Annotated in this window: 1 protein-coding gene; it reads left to right on the top strand. The window is 71.6% G+C overall.

Annotated features, from left to right (window positions below):
* The first annotated feature begins 6 nt into the window (after window positions 1-6).
* Complete coding sequence (locus OO71_RS09615; protein ID WP_033289321.1) at window positions 7-20,613, top strand: type I polyketide synthase; 20,607 nt, start codon at window positions 7-9, stop codon at window positions 20,611-20,613.
* The last annotated feature ends 1 nt before the right edge of the window (window position 20,614 follow it).

Genomic DNA, 20,614 nt, shown 5'->3' on the forward strand with positions numbered 1-20,614 from the left:
ACCCGCATGACGAGCACCGAAGACAAGCTCCGCGACTACCTCAAGCTGGTCACCACCGACCTGCGGCAGACCCGGCAGCGCCTTGGCGCGGCCGAGGCGAAGCAGACCGAGCCGATCGCGATCGTCGGCATGGGCTGCCGTTACCCCGGGGGAGCGCACTCGCCCGGGGAGCTGTGGCAGCTGCTGCTCGACGGCACCGACGCGATTTCCGTGTTCCCCGCCGATCGCGGGTGGGACGCGGCCGCGATCTACGACCCCGACCCGGACCGGCCCGGCAAGACCTACGTCGTCGAGGGCGGCTTCCTCCGCGACGCCGCGGCGTTCGACCCGGGGTTCTTCGGGATTTCGCCGCGCGAGGCGCTGGCGATGGACCCGCAGCAGCGGTTGCTGCTCGAGGTGACCTGGGAGGCGATCGAGCACGCGGGGATCGACCCGCAGTCCTTGCGTGGCACCGAAACCGGCACCTTCGTCGGCGCGGTCGAATCGACCTACGGCGCGGCCGCGGGCCTGCCGGAAACCGCCGAGGGCCACGTGCTGACCGGCACGGCGGCCAGTGTCCTGTCCGGCCGGGTCTCGTACTTCCTCGGTCTCGAAGGGCCGGCCGTCACGGTCAACACCGCGTGTTCGTCTTCGCTGGTGGCGCTGCACTGGGCGGAGCAGGCGCTGCGCAGCGGAGAATGCTCGATGGCACTGGCCGGCGGGGTGACGGTGATGGCGACCCCGAGTGCGTTCGTCGAGTTCGCGCGCCAGCGGGGCATGTCGCGGGACGGGCGGTGCAAGGCGTTTGCCGAGGGCGCCGACGGGATGGCGTGGGGCGAAGGCGCCGGCATCCTCGTGCTGGAGCGGCTTTCCGACGCCCAGCGCCGGGGACACCGGGTGCTCGCCGTCGTCCGCGGCTCCGCGGTCAACCAGGACGGGGCGAGCAGCGGGCTGACCGCGCCGCACGGTCCGTCCCAGCAGCGGGTCATCCGTGCGGCGCTGGAGAACGCCCGGCTGACGCCGGACCAGATCGACGTCGTGGAGGCACACGGCACCGGCACGAGCCTCGGCGACCCGATCGAGGCACAGGCACTCATCGCGGCCTACGGCCGGAACCGGGCCCGCCCCCTGCTGCTCGGCTCGGTGAAATCGAACCTGGGGCACGCGCAGGCCGCGGCCGGGGTGGCCGGGGTGATCAAGATGGTACTCGCGCTGCAGGAAGCCGTGGTGCCGAAAACTCTGCACGCGGAGACGCCGACGACCAGCGTCGACTGGAGTTCGGGCGCGGTGGAACTGGCGACCGGGCGGCAGGCGTGGCCGGTCGGCGGCCGTCCGCGCCGGGCCGCAGTTTCCGCGTTCGGGATCAGCGGGACCAATGCCCACGTCATCCTCGAACAGGCCCCGGAAACCGAACCCGCGCCGGGTGCCGCCGCCGGTGCCGTGGTGCCCTGGATCCTGTCCGCGAAGACGCCGCAGGCGCTCCACGGGCAAGCCGCGCGGCTGCTCTCCCACCTCCGGACGCGGCCGGACGTGCCCATTGCCGACGTCGCTGCTTCGCTGGCCCTGGGCCGTTCCCGGTTTTCCTGCCGGGCGGTGATCGCGGCCGGTGACCGCGACAGCGCACTGCGCGGCCTGACGGCGCTGGCCGATGGCGAACCCGACCCAGCGCTCGCTGAAGGAGCGGTGGCCGGTGGCAAGACCGCGTTCTTGTTCTCCGGCCAGGGTTCGCAGCGCCTCGGCATGGGCCGCGAGCTCTACGAGCGGTTCCCGGTCTTCGCCGAAGCATTCGATGCGGTGACTGCGGAACTCGGCCCGCTGCTGGAGCGTCCGCTGGAGGAGGTCGTCTGGGGGGCCGATGCCGGGCTCCTGGACGAAACCGGCTGGACGCAGCCCGCGCTGTTCGCCGTCGAGGTCGCGCTCCACCGGCTGGTGACGTCGTGGGGGGTCACGCCGGATTTCGTCGCGGGCCACTCGATCGGCGAGATCGCGGCCGCGCACGTCGCCGGGGTCTTCCCGCTCCGGGACGCGGCACAGCTCGTCGCGGCCCGGGCCCGGCTCATGCAGGCGCTGCCTGCTTCCGGGGCCATGGCCGCGATCCAGGCGGCCGAGAGCGAGGTACTTCCGCTGCTGACCGGCAGTGTCTCGATCGCCGCGATCAACGGACCCGCCTCGGTCGTCGTGTCCGGTGCCGAAGCCGCGGTCGCCGCGGTGACCGCGCGGTTCACCGGACAGGGCCGCAAGACCTCGCGGCTGCGGGTGTCGCACGCGTTCCATTCTCCGCTGATGGACGCGATGCTGGCCGAGTTCCGCACGACCGTGGCGGAATTGTCCTTTCACCGGCCGGAAATTCCGGTCGTGTCGACCCGGTCCGGCCGGGTCGCGGCCGACGGCGAACTGGGTACGCCGGACTACTGGGTACGCCAGGTCCGGGAAACCGTCCGGTTCGCCGACGGCATCCGGGCATTGACCGCCGAAGGGACCCGGACGTTCGTGGAGCTGGGTCCCGACGGCGTGCTGTCGGCGATGACGCACGAATCGGCGCCTGCCGGGGCGGCCGCGATTCCCTTGCTGCGCAAGGACCGCGCCGAGGAACCCGCCGCCGTCGATGCGCTGGCGCAGCTGCACGTCCGTGGCGTCGCAGTGGACTGGACCACCTTGGTCCGCGGCGGGCGCCAGGTGGACCTGCCGACCTACGCCTTCCAGCACGAACGGTTCTGGCCGGACAACGCGGCCGGCCGCCCGGCGGACGTCACTGCGGCCGGTCTCGATGCGGCCGGGCACCCGATGTTCGGTGCGGCCGTCGTATTGGCCGATGCCGACGGCGTAGTGCTGACCAGCAGGCTGTCGCTCGGTTCCCACCCATGGCTGGCCGATCACGTGGTCGGGGGCCGGGTATTGCTGCCCGGTACGGCCTTCGTCGAACTGGCGATCCGCGCGGGCGACGAGGTCGGCTGCGACCGGCTCGAAGACCTGACCCTCGCGGCCCCGCTGGTCCTGCCCGAGCAGGAGGGCATCCAGCTCCAGCTGCGCGTGAGTGCGGCCGGGGAATCGGGCCGCCGGACATTCACGATCCACGCCCGGCCCGAAGGCGCGTCCTGGGTGCAGCACGCCTCTGGTGTGCTGTCCGCAGCAGCCCGTACCGGCGACCCGTTCGACACCGCGGTTTGGCCGCCGGAAGGAGCGGAACCGGTCGACCTCGACGGCGCCTATGAGTGGTTCGCCGAGGGCGGCTTCGCATACGGCCCGGCGTTCCACGGAGTGCGCGCGGTCTGGCGCGGTGGTGCCGACGTGTTCGCCGAAGTCGAGTTGCCTGGTCACGTCGAGGAGGCCGAAGCGTTCGGCCTGCACCCGGCGCTGTTCGACGCGGCACTTCAGGCGGCAGCGCTGGCTGAGCGCGGGGAAGACGGCCGCAGCGGGATGCCGTTCTCGTGGGAAGGCGTCTCACTGCACGCTGCCGGAGCGACCTCGGCCCGGGTGCGGCTGCGGCCCGTCGGTGACGACACCGTGTCGCTGGCCCTCGTCGATGCAGCCGGTGCGCCGATTGCTTCGGTCGACTCACTGGTCTTCCGGACCATCCCGGCGGAGCAGCAGGCCGCAGCGCATCAGGACAGTCTCTTCCGGACCGCATGGGTGCCAGCGCCGCCCGCCGAGGCGCCGGTCGCATCGGTGGCGCTACTCGGAACCGACGAGCTGGGGCTCCGTGACTTCGTGGTGCCGCACGAAGACTTCGCCGCGCTGTTGGCGAACCCGGCCGGCGAGGTACCGGACGTAGTGCTGGTCACCATGGCCGGGACGGACTCGGCGCCGGTCGAAGCCGTACCCGCGGAGGTCGCCGGTGCACTGGACCTGCTGCAACGCTGGCTGGCCGAAGAACGGCTCGCCGGTTCCCGGCTCGTGTTCGTCGCGCGGGGCGCGACCACCGGCGAAAGCCTTGCCGCCGCCGCGGTCTGGGGTCTGGTCCGGTCGGCCCAGACCGAACATCCGGGGCGCTTCGGCCTGATCGATCTCGACGCCGATACGGCGTCTGCCGATGCGCTGCCGCAGGCCGTGACCTCGGCTGAGCCGAACCTGCGCATCCACCGGGCGACGATGCTGGCCCCGCGGCTGGAGCCGCTGCCCGCTACCCCGGAGCCGGCCGGATGGGACGGCACGGTGCTGATCACCGGCGGCACCGGTGGTCTCGGCAGCATCCTCGCCCGGCACCTGGTGGCGCGCGGCGTGCGGAAGCTCGTGCTGGCCAGCCGCCGCGGGCTCGATGCCGAGGGAGCTGTCCAGCTGCGCGACGAACTCTCCGGGCAGGGCGCCGAGGTCACCATCGCCTCTTGCGACCTCACCGACCGGGATGCGATCGCCGCACTGCTCGCGAGCCATCCCGTCACGGCGGTGGTGCACGCCGCGGGGGTACTCGACGACGGAACCGTCGCCTCGCTCACGCCGGAGCAGATCGAAACCGTGTTGCGGCCCAAGGTGGATGCGGCCTGGCACCTGCACGAACTGGCCGGCGAGCTTTCGGCGTTCGTCCTGTTCTCCTCGGTGGCGAGCCCCTTCGGCGCGGCCGGCCAGGGAAACTACGCGGCGGGCAACGCTTTCCTCGACGCCCTGGCCCAGCACCGGCAAAACCTCGGCCTCCCCGGACTCTCCCTGCAATGGGGGCCGTGGAGCCGGGAGGCGGGCATGACCGGCGGCCTGACCGGGGCCGACCTCGAGCGGATGGCCGGGTCCGGCGTCCCGCCGCTGACGCCGGAGCAGGGGACTGCCCTGTTCGACGTCGCGACGATGAGCAGCGAAGCCGTGGTGGCGCCGGTCCGGCTGGATGTCCCGGTGCTCGCCGGCCAGGACGAGGTACCCGGAGTGCTGCGCGGGCTCGTCCCGGTGCGCCGCCGCCGGGCGACGGCGGCCGGGGCCGGGATCAGCGGGCTGGCCGGGATGGCCCCGGCGGACCGCCGGGAGGTGCTGCTCGACCTCGTGCTCGGCCGGGCCGCACTGGTGCTCGGGCACGCCGGGCCGGGCTCGATCGACGCCGAGCGGTCGTTCCAGGAGCTCGGGTTCGATTCGCTCACTGCCGTCGATCTGCGGAACCGGCTCGGCACCGCGGTCGGCAGGCACTTGCCCGCCACGCTCGTCTTCGACTACCCGACCCCCGGCGCGCTGGCCGGGTATCTGCTCGGGGAACTGTTCGGCTCGGCCCCCGCGGACGTCCCCGTTGCTTCGCTGCCGCCGGCGGACGACGATCCCATCGCCATCGTCGGGATGGCGTGCCGCTACCCCGGAGCTGTGCAGTCGCCGGACGACCTGTGGCGGCTCGTCGAGAGTGGCACCGACGCGATTTCGGCCTTCCCGGACAACCGCGGCTGGGACCTCGGCCAGGTCGGCACTTCGCGCTCGGGCGGATTCCTGTACGACGCGGGCGCGTTCGATGCGGGCTTTTTCGGGATGAGCCCGCGGGAAGCACTCGCGACGGATGCGCAGCAGCGCTTGCTGCTGGAGACGTCGTGGGAGGCGATCGAACAGGCCGGGATCGAGCCGGGGTCCCTGCGCGGCAGCCGGACCGGGGTGTTCGCCGGGATCATGTACAGCGATTACAGCCATCTGCTGTCCGGCAATGAGTTCGAGGGATTCCGCGGCAACGGCAGCGCGCCGAGTGTGGCGTCCGGGCGCGTCTCCTACACCCTCGGGCTGGAAGGCCCGGCGGTCACCGTGGACACTGCCTGTTCGTCCTCGCTGGTGGCGATGCATTGGGCGGCGCAAGCGCTGCGCAGCGGTGAGTGCTCGCTTGCCTTGGCAGGCGGCGCGACCGTACTGTCCACTCCGGACCTTTTCGCCGAGTTCTCGCGGCAGGGCGGCCTGTCCGCCGACGGCCGGTGCAAGTCCTTTTCGGACGAAGCGGACGGCGTGGGCTGGGCAGAGGGCGTGGGAATCCTCGTGCTGGAGCGGCTTTCCGACGCCCGGCGCAACGGGCACGAGGTCCACGCGGTGCTCCGTGGCTCCGCGGTGAACCAGGACGGCGCGTCCAACGGGCTGACGGCGCCGAACGGCCCGTCGCAGCAACGGGTCATCCGGCAGGCGCTGGCGAACGCCGGACTGTCCACTTCGGACATCGACAGTGTCGAAGCACACGGCACCGGCACCACCTTGGGCGACCCGGTCGAGGCGCAGGCACTGCTGGCGACCTACGGCCAGGACCGGGAAATCCCCTTGCTGCTGGGGTCGGTGAAGTCGAATCTCGGGCACACCCAGGCCGCGGCCGGGGTGGCGGGTGTGATCAAGACCGTACTGGCGATGCGGCACGGAGTGCTGCCGGAGACCCTGCACGCGCAGACGCCGTCTTCCCACGTGGACTGGGATGCCGGAGCGGTCGAGCTGCTCACCGCGCGCACCGCGTGGCCGGAGACGGGGCGCCCGCGGCGAGCGGCGGTGTCGTCCTTCGGGATCAGCGGCACCAATGCCCACGTAATCCTCGAACAGGGACCGGGGGTGACTGGAGTCTTGTCGGAAGCCGAGCGTCCGGCGGGTACCGGCCTGGTCCCGTACCTGCTTTCCGGCAAGACCCCGGCGGCACTCGCGGCGCAGGCCGAACGGGTGGCCGGGCACCTGGATTCGCACCCTGATCTCGCGGCCGGGGACGTCGCGTTTTCCCTTGCCACCACCCGTCCGGCGTTCGCCCATCGGGCGGTCGTGCTGGCCGGGGACCGCGACCGCGCAACGGAGATCCTGACCGGAACCGGGGCCATCGAGGGTTCGGTGGTGGCGGGGAAAGTGGCGCTGGTTTTTTCGGGGCAGGGTGGGCAGCGGTTGGGCATGGGACGGGAGTTGTATGCCCGCTTCCCGGTGTTCGCGGAGGCGTTCGACGAGGTTGCGGAGTTGCTGAACGGTTCGATCCGGGAAGTCGTGTGGGGCGAGGATCCGGAGGCGCTCGATGCCACGCGGCACGCTCAATCGGCGTTGTTCGCGGTCGAGGTGGCGTTGTTCCGGTTGGTGGAGTCGTGGGGGATACGGCCTGATTTTGTTGCCGGGCATTCGGTAGGGGAGATTGCGGCGGCGCAGGTGGCGGGAATTCTCTCGCTGGAGGACGCGTGTGCGTTGGTGTCGGCGCGGGGACGGTTGATGGGGGAGTTGCCTGCGGGTGGGGCGATGGTGGCGGTGCAGGCGGCCGAGGACGACATTGTGCCGCTGCTGGGCGGGAGTGTGTCGATTGCGGCGGTGAACGGCCCGGAGTCGGTGGTGGTCTCGGGGGCCGAGGACGAGGTTGCGGCGCTGGTGGCTCGGTCGGGGCGCAAGTCGTCGCGGTTGCGGGTGAGTCATGCGTTTCATTCGTCGCTGATGGATCCGATGCTGGCGGAGTTCCGGGCGGTGGTGGCGGGGTTGTCGTTCCGGGAACCTCGAATTCCGGTGGTGTCGACGGTCACCGGGCAGGTGTCGGCTGAGCTGGGTTCGCCGGAGTACTGGGTGCGGCAGGTGCGGGAGCCGGTGCGGTTTGCCGACGGCGTCCGGACGCTGGTCGATGCGGGGGTGACGAAGTTCGTCGAGCTGGGTCCGGGTGGTGCGTTGTCGGCGATGGTGCGGCTACAGGTGTCTGCGGACGCGGTGGTGGTTCCGTTGCTGCGCAAGGATGTTCCGGAGGAGCAAGCTGCAGTCAGCGCGTTGGCCCGGCTGTATGTGCACGGGGTGGCGGTCGACTGGTCGTCGTTCTTCCCGGGTGCCCGCCGGGTGCCGCTGCCCACCTACCCCTTCCAGCGCACGTGGTTCTGGCCGGACGCGCGGCCGGAGGCGGGTGACGCGTCTGCATTCGGCCTCGCTTCTCCCGGCCATCCGCTGCTCACGGGCTCGGTCGAGCTCGCCGACGGCAACGGCGGTCTGCTGTTCACGAGCGCCCTTTCAGTGCGGACGCATCCGTGGCTGGCTGACCACGTAGTGCTCGGCTCGACGCTCGTGCCCGGCACCTCGCTGCTGGAACTGGCGATCCGGGCCGGGGACGAGGTCGGCTGCGGCCGGGTCGAGGAGCTGACGCTGGCCGCGCCGATGGTGCTGCCGGAGCAGGGGTCGCTTCAGGTGCAGGTCTCGGTCGCCGCGGCGGACGACGCCGGGTTCCGCCGGGTGGCCGTCCACTCGCGGCCCGCGACCGGCGGTACCTGGACCCGGAACGCGGCCGGTCTCCTGTCCGGAACCGTGCCGCCGGATCCCGGCTTCGACGCGACCACGTGGCCGCCGGAAGGCGCCGTTCCCGTCGACATTTCCGGCTGCTACGACCAGTTTGCCGAGGGCGGGTTCCACTACGGCGCGGTCTTCCAGGGGCTGCGCGCAGTCTGGCGTCGCGGTGACGAGGCCTTCGCCGAGGTGCGCCTCCCCGAGGACGCCGACGCTGCCGGATTCGGCCTGCACCCGGCGCTTCTCGACGCCGCATTGCACGCGATTTCCCCGGCCGGGCTGGACATCGAAGCCGGTGCATTGCCGTTCTCCTGGACGGGTGTCTCCCTGCACGCCACCGGTGCGTCTTCGGTACGGGTGCGGCTCGTCCGCACCCGCAACGACACCGTGTCCATCGCGGTCGCCGACACCACCGGTGGCCCGGTCGCGACGGCGGAGGCGCTGGCCGTCCGTGCATTGCCGGAACGGCTGACCACCGGCCTTGCCGCCGATGCCTTGTTCCGGCTCGACTGGGTTCCGGTGGCGGGCGCGGCACCGGCCGACGGCCCGGTGTCGATTCTCGGGGCAGACCGATTCGGCCTGGAAGACGCCGTGCGGTCCGCCGGGGTTCGGCTCGGCGACGACCACGCGCCGGTCGTGCTCTGCCCGATCGGCGGCGACCGCACGGACCTGCCTGCGGCCGTCCATTCCGTGACCGCCGCCGTACTCGGGCACCTCCAGCAGTGGCTTGCCGAGGACTCTCGCCTGGTCTTCGTGACCAAGGGCGCCAACACTGGTGCCGACCTGGCCGCAGCCGCTGCCGCCGGGCTCGTCCGGTCGGCGCAGAGCGAGAACCCGGGCCGCTTCGGGCTGATCGATCTGGACGACGACGAGGCTTCGCTGCCCGCGTTGCCGCGGGCACTGGCGTCGGCCGAGCCGAACCTGGCGATCCGTGGCGGTGAGATCTTCGCCGCGCGCCTCGACCGGGCGCCGGCCGCCGGGCCGGGGTACCGCTGGGACCCCGACGGCACCGTCTTGATCACCGGCGGCACCGGCGGACTCGGCAGCGTGCTGGCGCGCCACCTGGCCGGTGCGCACGGCGTCCGGAACCTCCTGCTGGTCAGCCGCCGGGGTGGCGAGGCCGACGGCGTCGCGGAGCTCGTCGCCGAACTCGCCGCGCTGGGTGCGGACGCCCGGATCGCCGCCTGCGACGTGTCCGATCGCGCCGCACTTGCGGACCTGCTGACCCGGTACCCCGTGTCCGCAGTCGTCCACGCCGCCGGAGTCCTCGACGACGGGATGGTCGGCTCGCTCTCGCCGGAACGCCTCGGCCCGGTCCTGAAAGCCAAAGCCGACGCGGCGTGGAACCTGCACGAACTCACCCGGGACAACGGGCTCACCGCGTTCGTCACCTACTCCTCGGCCGCCGGGACGTTCGGCGCCGCCGGCCAGGGCAGCTACGCCGCCGGAAACGCGTTCCTCGACGCGCTCGCCCGGCATCGGCACGCGCTCGGCCTTCCGGCATTGTCGCTGGCCTGGGGGCCGTGGACGCGCACCGGCGGGATGACCGGCACCCTCACCGAAGCCGAGCTGGACCGCATTGCGCGCTCCGGGATGCCGGTGCTGACCGCAGAGCAAGGCATGGAACTCTTCGATGCCGCGATGGGCGGGGACGACGCCGTCGTCGTGCCCGCCAGGCTCGACTTCGCCGCGCTGCGCGCCCGTGGCCCGGTCCCGGAGCTGCTGCGGGCCCTGATCCGGGGCTCGGACCGTAAGGCGGCAGCGACCGGTCCCGGCCTGGCCGGGCTCGGGGCCGGGGAACGGGCCGAGGTCCTGCTCGATCTGGTGCGCACGCAGGTCGCGCTGGTGCTCGGGCACGCCGGGGTCGCCGAAATCGATCCGGCGCGGGCGTTCACCGAACTCGGGTTCGATTCGCTGACCGCCGTCGAACTGCGCAACAAACTCGGCACCGCAACCGGGTTGCCGCTTCCGGCCACGCTCGTCTTCGACTACCCGACCGCTTCCGCGCTCGCCGCACATCTGCAGGACCGGCTCGACGGCCCGGCCGCCGCACCCGTCGCGCCTGCACCGGCCCTCTCGCCGGTCTCCGCTGATCCGATCGTGATCGTGGGGATGGGGTGCCGCTACCCGGGCGGGGTTGGCTCTCCGGAAGACCTGTGGCAGCTTGTCGCCGACGGAACAGACGCGATCTCGGCGTTCCCCGACGACCGCGGCTGGGACCTCCGCGCCCTGTATGACGCCGATCCGGACCACCTGGGTACGTCGTATACGCGTTCGGGTGGGTTCTTGCACGATGCCGGTGAGTTCGATGCGTCCTTCTTCGGGATGAGCCCGCGCGAGGCGATGACGACCGACGCGCAGCAGCGCTTGCTGCTGGAGGTGTCGTGGGAGGCGCTCGAACGGGCCGGGATCGACCCGGTTTCGTTGCGGGGCAGCCAGACCGGGGTGTTCGCCGGGGTGATGTACAACGACTACAGTTCCCTCCTCGGTGGTGCGGAGTTCGAGGGCTACCAGGGCAGTGGCAGCGCGGGAAGTGTTGCCTCGGGCCGGGTTTCCTACACCTTCGGCTTCGAAGGCCCGGCGGTCACGGTGGATACGGCGTGCTCGTCGTCCCTGGTCGGCGTGCACCTCGCCGCGCAGGCACTGCGGTCCGGAGAGTGCTCGCTCGCCTTGGCCGGTGGAGTGACGGTGATGTCGACTCCGGGCACGTTCGTCGAGTTCTCGCGCCAGCGTGGCCTGTCCGCCGACGGCCGCTGCAAGTCCTTTTCGGACGACGCGGACGGCGTCGGCTGGGCCGAGGGGATCGGCATGCTGGTGCTGGAACGGCTGAGCGATGCGAAGCGCCACGGTCATCCGGTGCTGGCGGTGCTCCGGGGTTCGGCGGTGAATCAGGATGGGGCGTCGAATGGCCTGACAGCACCGAATGGCCCGTCGCAGCAACGGGTGATCCGGCAGGCACTGGCGAATGCTCGACTGTCCACTTCGGACGTCGATGTCGTCGAGGCCCATGGCACGGGTACGAAACTTGGTGACCCGATCGAAGCGCAGGCTCTGCTGGCGACGTACGGGCAGGGCCGGGAGACGCCGTTGCTGCTGGGGTCGGTGAAGTCGAATCTCGGGCACACGCAGGCGGCGGCCGGGGTGGCGGGCGTGATCAAGATGGTGCTGGCGATGCGGCACGGCGTGGCGCCGAAGACACTGCACGCGGGAACTCCGTCGTCCACTGTGGACTGGTCGAGCGGCGAGGTGACACTCCTGGCGGAGGAGACCGCGTGGCCGGACACCGGACGTCCGCGCCGCGCGGCGGTCTCGGCGTTCGGGATCAGCGGTACCAATGTCCACGCCATTCTGGAACAAGCTCCTCCGCCGCCCGCGCCCGCCCCGGACGCTGCCCCGGACCTGGTCCCGTGGCCCCTGTCGGGCAAGACGCCGGACGCGCTGCGGGCGCAAGCCGCCCGGCTGCCCGAGCCCGGGCCGGACGCCTCGGCGGCGGATATCGGGTTCTCCTTGGCCACCACGCGTTCGGTGTTCGACCACCGGGCCGTCGTGCTCGTTTCCCCGGACTCGGCACCGGAGCCGCACCCGTCTGTCATCGAGGGTTCGGTGGTGGCGGGCAAGGTGGCGCTGGTGTTTTCGGGGCAGGGCGCACAGCGGTTGGGGATGGGACGGGAGCTGTACGCCCGATTCCCGGTGTTTGCGGACGCGTTCGACGAGGTTGCGGAGTCGCTGGATGGGTCGATCCGGGAAGTCATGTGGGGTTCCGATGCGGCGTTGCTGAGCCGGACGGAATGGGCGCAGCCTGCGTTGTTCGCGGTCGAGGTGGCGTTGTTCCGGTTGGTGGACTCGTGGGGGATACGGCCTGATTTTGTTGCCGGGCACTCGATCGGGGAGGTGGCGGCGGCGCACGTGGCGGGGATTTTCTCGCTGGAGGATGCGTGTGCGTTGGTGTCGGCGAGGGCGCGGTTGATGGGGGAGTTGCCTGCGGGTGGGGCGATGGTGGCGATTGAGGCGGCCGAGGACGAAGTGGTGCCGTTGGTGGGTACGGGAGTGTCGATTGCGGCGGTGAACGGTCCGCGGTCGGTGGTGGTGTCCGGCGGTGAGGATGCCGTGCTGGCTCTGGTGGCTGGGTTGGGTTGCCGGTCGTCGCGGTTGCGGGTGAGTCATGCGTTTCATTCGCCGTTGATGGATCCGATGCTGGCGGAGTTCCGGGCAGTGGTGGCGGGGTTGTCGTTCCGCGACGCCCGCATCCCGGTGGTGTCGACGGTGACCGGTGAGGTGTCGGCTGGGCTGGGTTCGCCGGAGTACTGGGTGCGGCAGGTCCGCGAACCGGTGCGGTTTGCCGACGGGGTCCGGACGTTGGCCGGTGCGGGGGTGACGAAGTTCGTCGAGCTGGGTCCGGATGGTGCGTTGTCGGCGATGGTGGGGCTGTCGGTGGCCGAGGACGCCGTGGTGGTTCCGTTGCTGCGCAAGGATCGACCCGAGGAGTTCGAGGCGGTCAGCGCGTTGGCCCGGCTGCATGTGCACGGGGTAGCGGTCGACTGGACGTCGTTCTTCCCGGGCGCACGCCGGGTCGATCTGCCCACCTATCCCTTCCGGCATCGGCGTTTCTGGCCGTCCGGCGCGGGAACATCGCCCGGCGGCGTGCGCGCTGCCGGACTCGGTGCGCCGGAGCATCCGCTGCTCCGCGCAGCCGTACCGGTAGCCGGGTCCGATACCGTGCTGTTCTCCGGTCTCGTTTCCACCCGCACCCATCCTTGGCTGGCCGACCACGTCGTGCTCGGCTCGACGCTCGTGCCTGGCACTGCGCTGCTGGAACTGGCGATCCGGGCGGGCGACGAGGTCGGCTGCGGCCGGGTCGAGGAACTGACCCTGGCCGCGCCGATGATCCTGCCCGACGCGGGCGGCGTGCACCTGCAGGTCGCGGTCGCGGCTCCGGAGGAGTCCGGGCGGCGCGCGGTGCGCATCTACTCACGGCCCGAAGAGGCGGAAGACGAGCCGTGGACCCAGCATGCTTCCGGGATGCTGGCCGTGGACGAGTACCACGCCGGGTTCGCCACCCCGGACCGCGAATGGCCGCCCGCAGGGGCGGAACCGGTGGCATTGGCGGACTTCTACGACGAGCGCGCCGCGGACGGTTTCGAGTACGGCCCGATGTTCCAGGGCTTGCAAGCGGTGTGGCGTTCCGGCAGCGAGGTTTTCGCCGAGGTGGCGCTTCCCGAAGGTGCCGGTGCCGAGACGTTCGGCCTGCATCCCGCGTTGCTCGACGCGTCTTTGCATGCCGGTGCTTTCGACGGCCGGTCTGCCGACAACGGGTCGGTACCGTTCTCGTGGACCGACGTGTCGTTGCATGTCAAGGGAGCCAGGGAAATCCGCGTCACCCTCGGCTGGGACGCCGACGGCGCGCGGACGATCGCAGTGGCCGACCACTCGGGCGCGCCGGTCGCGTCGATCGGCGCGTTGCGCGTCCGGCCCCTCTCCGCTGAACAGCTCGGCAGTGCCACCGTCGATCGCGATTCGCTCTTCGGACTCGGCTGGGTTCCGGTGGAAGCGTCGGGCGGCCCCGGTACCCCGATCGTGCTCGGCGCAGATCCCTTCGGGCTCGCCGCGACCCTGCGGGCCGGCGGCATCCCGGTGGCGGAGCACGCCGACCTGGCTTCGGCCGGTTCCCCGGCCGGGCCGGTGCTGGTGTCTCTCGCGGCTGCCCCCGGCGAGGTGCCCGAGTCGGTGCACACGACGGCTTCGCAAGCCTTGCTGCTGGTCCAGGAATGGCTTGCCGAGGAACGGTTCGCCGAGGCACGGCTGGTCTTCGTGAGCCGTGGCGCGAGCTCCGGCAAAGACGTCGCCGCTGCTGCGGTACAGGGGCTCGTCCGGTCGGCACAGGCGGAGAACCCGGGACGGTTCGGATTGGTCGACCTCGCCGGGGAGCCGGGCGAGCTCCTGGCCGCGGCGTTGTGTTCCGGGGAACCCGAGGTCATGGTGCGCGACGGAGCGGTACTCGCGGGACGCCTATCCCGGATCGCTCCCGAACTGCCCGCCGGGCACTGGGACCCGGACGGCACCGTGCTCCTGACCGGCGGCACCGGCGGTCTCGGTGCCGTCCTCGCCCGCCATCTCGTGGCCGAACGCGGTGTCCGGCACCTGCTGATGCTGAGCCGGCGCGGCTCGGCCGCCGACGGCGCTGCCGAGCTGGTCGCGGACCTCACCGGCCTTGGCGCGGACGTGCGCATCGAGGCCGGTGACGTCGCGGATCGCACCGCATTGGCGGGCCTCCTCTCGGCGATCCCCGACGAGCATCCGCTGGTCGCAGTCGTGCACACCGCGGGCGTCCTCGACGACGGGGTGATCGGCTCGCTGTCGCCCGAGCGGATGGACTCGGTGCTGTGGCCGAAGGTCGACGGCGGATGGCACCTGCACGAGCTGACCCGGGACCTGCCGCTGTCGGCCTTCGTGGTGTTCTCCTCGATCGCCGGTGTCTTCGGTAGTGCCGGACAGGGAAACTACGCGGCCGGCAACGCTTTCCTCGATGCGCTGATGCAGCGGCGGCGGGCCGCCGGACTGCCGGGGGTGTCGCTCGCCTGGGGGCCGTGGGACCAGACCGCAGGGATGACCGGCGACCTGAGCGCGGCGGGCCTGACGCGGATCGCCCGCGCGGGCATCCCGCCGCTGTCTGCCGAACGCGGGGTCGAGCTGTTCGACGCGGCACTGGCCACCGGCGCGTCGCTCGTCCTCCCGGTCCGCCTCGACCTCCCGGTGCTGCGTGCCCAGGACGAGATTCCGACCCTGCTGCGTGGCCTGATCCGGGCTCCGGCCCGGCGCGCGGCCGGACCGGCCACCGCGGCCGGGCTGATCCGGCGGCTGACCGGGCGCAGCGAAGCCGAACGGCGCGCCGACCTGCTGGACCTGGTGCGCACGCAGGTCGCGATCGTGCTCGGCCACGACGGCGGCGACGAGATCGATCCCGGCCGTGCCTTCCGCGACCTGGGTTTCGATTCCCTGACCGCCGTCGAGCTGCGCAACCGGCTGAACACCGGTACCGGGCTCAAGCTGCCCGCGACGCTGGTCTTCGACTACCCGACACCGGGCGCACTGGCCGGGCACCTGCTCGGCGCGTTGTTCGGCGGCGAGGCCCCGGCCGGACCGCAGGCACTCGCGCCGATCGACGACGACCCGATCGTCATCGTCGGCATGAGCTGCCGGTACCCGGGCGGGGTCGGCTCGCCGGAAGACCTGTGGCAGGTGGTCACCGGCGGCGTCGACGCGATCTCCGGGTTCCCGGAAAACCGCGGCTGGGACGTGGCGGGGCTGTATCACGCCGATCCGGACCACCCGGGTACGTCGTATACGCGTTCGGGCGGGTTCCTGCACGACGCAGGGCAGTTCGATCCGGCCTTCTTCGGGATGAGCCCGCGCGAGGCGATGACCACCGATCCGCAGCAGCGCTTGCTGCTCGAGGTGTCGTGGGAGGCATTCGAACGGGCCGGGATCGACCCGGTTTCGTTGCGGGGCAGTCAGACCGGGGTGTTCGCCGGAGTCATGTACAACGACTACAGCACAGCGTTGCCGGCGGAGGAATACGAGGGCTACCAGGGCCACGGCAGCGCGGGAAGCATTGCCTCGGGCCGGGTTTCCTACACCTTCGGGCTGGAAGGCCCCGCGGTCACGGTGGATACGGCGTGCTCGTCGTCGCTGGTGGCTATGCACTGGGCGGCGCAGGCGCTGCGCAGTGGCGAGTGCTCGCTCGCGCTGGCCGGTGGGGTGACAGTGATGTCGACCCCCGGGACCTTCGTCGAGTTCTCCCGGCAGAAGGGGATGTCACCGGACGGGCGCTGCAAAGCATTCGCGGCGGCGGCCGACGGCGTCGGCTGGGCCGAGGGCATCGGCATGCTGGTGCTGGAACGGTTGTCGGACGCGGAGCGCAATGGGCACGAGGTTCTTGCCGTGGTGCGGGGTTCGGCGGTGAATCAGGATGGGGCGTCGAATGGTCTTACGGCGCCGAATGGTCCGTCGCAGCAGCGGGTGATCCGGCAGGCCCTGGCCAGTGCTGGATTGTCCACTTCGGACGTTGACGTGGTGGAAGCGCATGGCACCGGCACGACTCTCGGCGATCCCATCGAAGCACAGGCTCTGCTGGCGACGTACGGACAGGGCCGGGAAACCCCGTTGCTGCTGGGGTCGGTGAAGTCGAACTTCGGGCACACGCAGGCGGCGGCCGGGGTGGCGGGCGTGATCAAGATGGTGCTGGCGATGCGGCACGGCGTGGTGCCGAAGACACTGCACGTGGACACGCCGTCGGGTGAAGTCGACTGGGCGGCAGGCGACGTCGAGCTCGTCACCGAGCAGGTCACGTGGCCGCAGGCCGATCGGCCGCGCCGGGCCGGGATCTCGTCGTTCGGCATCAGCGGGACGAACGTCCACACGATCATCGAACAACCCACTACCCCCCTCGACCCCGCGGAGGCCGCTGCGGACGGGCTCGTGCCCTGGGTGCTCTCGGCCCGGACCCCGGCGGCGCTGCGGCAGCAGGCCGGACGTCTGCTGTCGCGAGTGGACGGTCTGCGCCCGGTCGACGTCGGATGGTCGCTCGCCGGGAACAGGTCGCGCTTCGGCTGCCGTGCGGTGGTGCTGGCGGAGGACCACGAGGACGCCGTGCGCAGCCTCACCGCGCTCGCGGCGGGAGAGCCGGACCCCGGGCTGATCGAAGGATCGGCCGTCAGCGGGAAGACCGCGTTCCTCTTCTCCGGCCAGGGATCGCAGCGGCTCGGCATGGGCCGGGAGCTGTACAGCCGGTTCCCGGCATTCGCGCAGGCCTTCGACGCGGTCGCCACGGAACTCGACCGGCATCTGGACCGCCCGCTGCGCGAAGTGATGTGGGGCGAGGACGCCGGCGCGCTCGATGACACGGGCTGGACCCAGCCCGCGCTCTTCGCCGTCGAGGTCGCGCTGTTCCGGCTGGTGCACTCCTTCGGGATCACCGCCGACCAGTTCGCCGGGCATTCGATCGGCGAACTCACCGCCGCGTATGCCGCGGGAGTGTTCACCATCGAGGACGCCTGCGCGGTGGTTGCCGCGCGAGCGCGCCTGATGCGGGAGCTCCCGGCCACCGGGGCGATGCTGGCGGTCCAGGCGTCCGAAGCCGAGGTCGCCGCAATGCTCGACGGGCACGAGAAGGAAGCCGGGATTGCCGCGGTCAACGGGCCGCTGTCGGTCGTGGTGTCCGGCGAGACCGGCGCGGTCGAGGAGATTGCGCGGCGCTTCGAGAGCAACGGACGGCGCACCAAGCGGCTGCCGGTGAGCCACGCCTTCCACTCACCGCTGATGGAGCCGATGCTGGAGAGCTTCCGGACGGTTCTCGAAGGGGTGTCCTTCACCGAACCTGCGGTCCCGGTCATCTCGAACCTGACCGGCCGTGCCGCGGCGCCGGGGGAGCTGTGCACCCCGGACTACTGGGTCCGTCATGTGCGCGAGGCCGTGCGCTTCGCCGACGGGGTCGAAGCGTTGGCGGGCAACGGGGTCACGGTTTTCCTCGAACTGGGACCGGATGCTGCGCTGACCGCAATGGTGCGCGAAACCCTCTCCGGCAGTGAGGTCGCCCTTCCGGCGCTGCGCAAGGACCGATCCGAGGTGCGGGCACTGACCTCGGCGCTGGCCGGACTGCACGTCCGCGGTACCGAAGTGGACTTCTCCGCGTTCTTCCCCGGCGCCCGGCGCGTCGACCTGCCGACCTACGCCTTCCAGCACGAGCATTTCTGGCCGGCGCCGGGCTTCGCCGGGGGCGACGTCATCGCCGCCGGGCTCGGTGCGGCCGGGCACCCCCTGCTCGGCGCCGCCGTCGAACTCGCCGGAACCGCCGGGATGTTGTTCACCAGCAGGCTTTCCCTGCGCACGCACCCTTGGTTCGCCGACCACGTGGTCCTGGATACCGTGCTCGTGCCCGGTACCGCGTTCGTCGAGCTCGCACTGCGGGCGGCCGAGGAGACCGGGTGCGCCCGGGTCGACGAGCTGACCCTCGCCGCGCCGCTGGCGCTGCCTGCCTCGGGTGCGGTGCAGCTGCAGCTGTGGGTCGGCGACGCCGACGATTCCGGCCGCCGTCCGATGACCGTCCACGCGCGGCTCGACGGCGACCTGGGGTGGACCGAGAATGCGAGCGGGATGCTGAGCGTCGAGACCGGTTCGCCCGGCTTTGCGGTGACCGAGTGGCCGCCCGCCGACGCCGCCGCGGTGCCGCTGACGGACTGCTACGAGGAGTTCGCCGACGCCGGATTCGCGTACGGGCCAGCGTTCCAGGGCCTGCGCGCGGTCTGGCAGCGCGGCGAGGAGATCTTCGCCGACGTCGCGTTACCCGAGGCGGCCGGGCCCGGCGCGGCCGCGTTCGGGATCCATCCGGCGCTTCTCGATGCCACGCTGCACGCCTCGCTGCTTGCCGCCGATGAGGGCGGCGGGCTGCCGTTCTCTTGGGAAGGCATTGCGCTGCAAGCATCCGGTGCGTCCGAGGTGCGCGTACGGCTCACCCGCACCTCGACCGAATCGATGGCCATCGCGGTGGCCGACACCGCCGGAAACCCGGTCCTGTCAGTGGACTCGCTGCGCGTCCGGGCGGTCCCCGCCGGGCAGCTCCGCAATGCCGGGGACGACGCGCTGTTCATGGTGGACTGGGTCTCGGTGGCCGCGGATCCGGTGCTTCCGGGGGCAATCGCCGTACTCGGCACGGAGGGCTCCGCGTTCGTCGAGGCGTTGAGCGGCCACGACGTGTGCGCAGTAGCGGACCTGGCGGCGTTCGCGGACCGCGAGGTACCCGAGGTCGTCGTGCTTCCGGTCCGCGGCGACGCGGCCGACGTGCCCGCTTCGGCCCACGAGTTGTCGTCGCGCGTGCTGGCCCTGGTTCAGCAGTGGCTCGCCGACGAGAGGTTCGCGGCTTCGCGGCTGGTCATTGCGACCGAGGGCGCCGTCGACGGCGGAGATCTCGCGGCCGCAGCGGTGTGGGGCTTGGTGCGCTCGGCCCAGTCCGAGCATCCGGGCAGGTTCGGCTTGCTGGACTGCGGCCCGGCGTCCGGGCCGGTGCTGCTGGCCGCGCTCGGTGCGGACGAGCCGCAGGTCGTCGTGCGGGGCGGGACGGTACTGGCGGGACGGCTGGTCCGGGTTGCCGCCGGGGAATCTCCCAAGTGGGACCCGGAAGGCACCGTGCTGATCACCGGCGGCACCGGCGGGCTGGGCGCGGTACTGGCCCGGCATCTCGTCGCCGAGCATGGGGTTCGCCACCTGCTGCTGGCCAGCCGCAGCGGCCTCGCCGCCGAGAACGTCGAGGCACTGGTCGAGGAGCTGACCGAACAAGGCGCCGACGTGACCGTGGCGGCGTGCGACGTGGCTGATCGAGCTGCACTGGCCGCGCTGCTGTCCGGCGTGCCTGCCGGGCACCCGCTGACCGCGATCGTGCACACCGCCGGAGTGCTCGACGACGGTGTCGTCGAATCGCTTACACCGGAACGGATTTCCGCCGTGTTGCGGCCGAAGGTCGACGCTGCGTGGAACCTGCACGAGCTGACCCGCGAGTGGCCGCTGGCGGCGTTCATCGCGTACTCCTCGGTCGCCGGGACCTTCGGCGGTGCCGGCCAGGCCAACTACGCCGCGGGGAACGCGTTCCTCGACGCGCTGGCCGTCCGGCGCCGGGCTGACGGCCTGGCGGGGCTGTCGCTGGCTTGGGGCCCGTGGGCCGACGGTTCGGGAATGACCGCGTCGCTGAGCGACTCGGACCTCGCGCGGCTCCGGCGGTCCGGAATGCCCGCACTCTCGCCGGAAGAAGGTGTCGCGCTCTTCGATGCGGCCCTGACCACCGGTGCGGCCACCGTGGTGCCGGCCAGGCTGGACCTCGCCGCGGTGCGCGCACAGGGCGAGGTCCCGGCCCTGCTGCGCGGGCTGATCCGGACGGCACGGCGTTCCGCAGCGGCCGGACAGGTCACCGCGGAGACCCTGGCCAGCCGCTTGGCGGGCCTCGACGACGCCGGCCGTGACGAGGTGCTGCTCGATCTCGTCCGCAGCCAGGCCGCGCTGGTGCTCGGCCACGCCGGCCACAGCGGCATCGAGCCCGATCGGGAATTCCGGAACCTGGGCTTCGACTCGCTGACCGCGGTCGAATTCCGGAACCGGCTGAACACCGCCACGGGCCTGCGCCTGCCGGCCACGCTGCTGTTCGACTACCCGACTCCGGCCGAACTGGTCGGGTACCTCCGCGGCGAGCTCGGCACCACCGGCACCGGAACCACGTCCCTCATCGGGGAACTCGACCGCCTGGAAACCGCCTTCGCCGCGGCGACAGTGGACGAGGTGGACGAACAGCTGTTCAAGAAGATCGAAGGACGGCTGGACGTCCTCCGCACCCAGTGGGCTTCCCGCCGGGTTTCCGAGCCCGGCGGGGAAACCCCGGAGTTCGACTTCGAGCAGGCCACCGACGACGACGTCTTCCGCCTTCTCGACGACGAGCTCGGCCTTTCCTGAG

It is taken from the genome of Amycolatopsis jejuensis (genome assembly GCF_000717335.1).
Lineage (GTDB): Bacteria > Actinomycetota > Actinomycetes > Mycobacteriales > Pseudonocardiaceae > Amycolatopsis > Amycolatopsis jejuensis.

Coding starts and splice junctions, on each gene's coding strand:
- OO71_RS09615 (WP_033289321.1), top strand. CDS start 7: ATGACGAGCACCGAAGACAAGCTCCGCGACTACCTCAAGCTGGTCACC.